This is a genomic window from Limnofasciculus baicalensis BBK-W-15 (assembly GCF_024178385.1).
GTDB lineage: Bacteria > Cyanobacteriota > Cyanobacteriia > Cyanobacteriales > Coleofasciculaceae > Limnofasciculus > Limnofasciculus baicalensis.
In genome coordinates this window covers 1-3,438 of the sequence record NZ_JAMZMM010000211.1, presented here as the reverse complement: position 1 = coordinate 3,438, position 3,438 = coordinate 1, and the positions used below count along the sequence as shown (strand labels likewise).

The window sequence follows — 3,438 nt, the reverse complement described above, 5'->3', positions numbered from 1 at the left end:
CCAATTCTCCCACTAATCCTATTACTACCAATTCTCCCACTAATCCTGTTACTACTAATTCTGATAGTATTGGTACTCCGACGCTAAAATCTGGCTATATTGACAAAACTGGCAAACTAGTTATTATCCCAAATTTTGATACAGCTACTTCTTTCTCTGAAAATCTAGCTGCGGTAAAAAATGGGAATAAATGGGGTTACAGTAACTCTACCGGAGTACTAATTATTGAATTAAAATTTGATGTAGTTGCACCCTTTAAAGAAGGATTAGCCGCCGTCAAAATTGATGATAAATGGGGCTATACAGATAAAACAGGAAAAACAATAATTCCCCCAGAATTTGAACAAGCAAAATCATTCACCCAAGGATTAGCACTTGTCAAGATTGGTGGCAAATGGGGATATATTCGGAATATTTTACAGTGGCGCTGATTTCTTATTAATTCCTGTCGCCTTGTACACAGCATTCAATATGTCATCAATGTCCAATGGTTTCAGTAGTAGATCGTTCGCCCCCAGTTGAAAAGCACGATTACGAATCTTGGAATCGTAGTCAGAGGTGAATAAAATAAAAGGCATTTGTTCAGGGTTCCAAATCTTGCGTAATTCTTCAAGTACTCCACAGCCATTGATTTCTGGTATATACATATCGCAAAGAATTACATCTGGCTTGACTTCGTGGGCTAAACTTAAGCCAGCCATCCCGTCACCAGCACTGACAACATTAAAATCTTCTAATTCCAGTAGCTCGAAGATAGATGAACGGATCATCTCATCATCTTCAATAATTAACACTAATTTTCTCATGGCTTTATCCTAGCTGAAAATTGATAGGGATTCAAAGTGATTTAGGAGTTTAGGAGTTCAGGAGTTTAGAAAATTTTTATTTATGATTTATGCTTCTGAATATGGTACAGTTCCCTAACGATCGCATTTTGCGATCGCATTAGGGAGAGCTATCCCCTAGCCCATCGCGTGCAGCAAGCAGATTGCGGCTGAGAAGACTGATTGACCAAAAGCACTCTATTCTCTGGAAATATCCTAACCTATAACTCCGTTTCGCTCGTTTGGAGTAGAAATGGGCGCGTGCCTATTGCTCGGCTCTGCTCAAGATTGCTTCAGATCGGAGATCTTTGAGAAGGTTGACAGATTGGGACTTTTTCGCATTTATTAGTTTTTGCCTCGAATTGAATGGGTGTCTCCTGGCTGCATTGAGAGCAAAACCAATAAAGGCGCTTGTTGTAAATATGAAGTACCAACTGAGTTGAGCAAGAAGGACAATCTTTCATCAGTCTTCCCCCTTGAGGAACCCTACTAGCGCAATCGACTCAGCGCTGATGCCGAAGTCTGTACCCAGAGAGGGGGCGGCAGGGATTGGGGGGTGGGGTCTAGAGAACATAGTTATCGTAGTATCTAAGCCGACAGTTAGAAGATTACTAAAAAAAAGTAAAAATTTCGGGTAATAAATAGTCAGCGTTTAGTGAAAGAAATAGAGAGTCGTCAATGCTATAATGTCACCGCACTGCTTGGGTCTGTCCCTAAATTTCCCTGAGACCTGACCGAAAAACGAGCCGCAGAGCAAATGGCTGTCTTCCACGGGGATAAGGCGGTGGCGACTTGAGTCGCCGTCAAATATTCAAGACCAATAAATAATAGTAATAAAACTTAATGTTAATAAATGGTTAAGTAGTGTATAATCAGTTGGGCAAATGCGCAATGCGCACGCTGCGCGAACAGCAAAAAGGGGTTAAATAGAGCAATTTGGGATGCGTCAAAGGCGATCGTTGAAAGAGAAAGTTAAAGTAATAGCTGCAAAGCTAGGCAATCTTTTTCAGGAAATTAATCCCAAATATACATCTCAAGACTGTTCTGTCTGTGGTTATATTAGTCCGACAAATAGAGAAAAAAAATTCTTTGTGAGGCTTGTGGTCACATAGCAGCTCCCGATATAGATGCGGCGGTAGTTATTAGACAACGGGGACTTACAGAATTAGTTCTTGAATAAAAAGTACGGTTTTCATACCGGAATTTACGCCCAAGGAATCTATCAAGATTAGTTCTGATAGAGAGCATCAACAGGAGTATGTTGAGCCTGGGAAGCCTCTGGGAATTAAGCAATTATTATTGTGAGATTTGTTGGAGAGCGTGGATTCTCAGCGATGAGGGTCAGAATCCCCCGCATTCATGCGCGGGGTTCTTCAAACCAAAAACCTAACACCTAACACCGACTTATGCCTGTTTCAGCCGCTACACCTGCTCTACTCGTACTAGCAGATGGGACATCTTATCATGGCTGGTCTTTCGGAGCCTCTGGGACTGCCATTGGAGAAGTCGTGTTTAACACGGCAATCACTGGTTATCAGGAGGTAGCAACAGATCCCAGCTACTGTGGTCAACTCGTCACCTTCACCTATCCAGAATTAGGCAACACCGGAATCAACCCAGAGGATGACGAATCAGCTCATCCTCAAATCCGAGGCGCGATCGCGCGGAACATCGCTTGGCAGCCAAGTAACTGGCGCTCCACTCTCTCTTTGCCAGACTATTTTAAAAAACACAAAATCCCAGGCATTTACGGGATCGATACTAGAGCATTAACCAGAAAACTCCGCTCGTCTGGGGCGATGAACGGCGGAATCTCCACCGAAATCCTCGATCCAGCCGAATTGCTCAAGCAAGTGCAAGCAGCCCCCAGTATGGCAGGATTGAATCTAGTCAAAGAAGTTACTACCAAGGAAGCCTACGAGTGGTCAGATCCTACCCAAAGCAATTGGGAGTTTGGTCCAGTAGGCTCGGCAGAAAATGGTGAACGCCTGACAGTTGTAGCAATTGATTTTGGCATCAAGCACAACATCTTGCGGCGTTTAGCTAGCTACGGCTGTCGTGTTATTGTAGTTCCAGCAAATACTTCACCAGAGGAAATTCTCAAATACAACCCAGACGGAATTTTTCTCTCCAACGGGCCAGGAGATCCCGCAGCAGTCACAGAAGGAATCGAAACCACCAAAGCCTTATTGGGAGAAAAGAAACCAATATTTGGCATCTGCATGGGACACCAAATTCTCGGTCTTTCCATGGGTGCGAAAACCTTTAAGCTAAAATTCGGTCACCGAGGCTTAAATCACCCAGCCGGGTTAAAGCAACAGGTTGAGATTACCAGCCAGAATCACGGGTTTGCGATCGATCCCGATTCATTAGGCTCAGAAATGGAAATCACCCACCTCAACCTCAACGATCGCACTGTAGCTGGATTGCGTCACAAATCATTGCCCTTCTTCTCCGTGCAATACCACCCAGAAGCAAGTCCCGGTCCCCACGACGCGGATTATCTATTCCAGCAGTTTGTCCAGTTAATGAGAGGTGGAGGGAGTAGGGAATAGGGAATAGGGAGTGGGGAGTAGGGAGTAGGGAGTAGGGAGTAGGGAGTAGGGAGTAGGGA

At 44.1% G+C, this 3,438-nt stretch carries 4 protein-coding genes; 3 read left to right on the top strand and 1 reads right to left on the bottom strand.

Annotation, left to right across the window (positions count from 1 at the left end; all coding sequences use genetic code 11):
* A partial coding sequence (locus NJ959_RS18855; RefSeq protein ID WP_254013283.1) for a WG repeat-containing protein occupies positions 1-431 on the top strand: 431 nt, incomplete at its 5' end.
* Here the strand turns inward: NJ959_RS18855 and NJ959_RS18850 are convergent.
* The gene (locus NJ959_RS18850; protein WP_254013282.1) at positions 417-806 is read right to left on the bottom strand and encodes a response regulator; all 390 of its coding nucleotides are present in this window, start codon (positions 804-806) and stop codon (positions 417-419) included. The genes NJ959_RS18855 and NJ959_RS18850 overlap by 15 nt on opposite strands.
* Before the next feature lie 959 nt (positions 807-1,765).
* Here NJ959_RS18850 and NJ959_RS30745 point away from each other — a divergent pair.
* Positions 1,766-1,936, top strand: coding sequence for a zinc ribbon domain-containing protein (locus NJ959_RS30745; RefSeq protein ID WP_373693677.1), 171 nt, complete (start codon positions 1,766-1,768; stop codon positions 1,934-1,936).
* Between the two features lie 294 nt (positions 1,937-2,230).
* Entirely contained in the window at positions 2,231-3,379 is a 1,149-nt protein-coding gene (gene carA / locus NJ959_RS18845; RefSeq protein WP_254013281.1) for a glutamine-hydrolyzing carbamoyl-phosphate synthase small subunit, read from the top strand.
* Positions 3,380-3,438 lie beyond the last annotated feature (59 nt).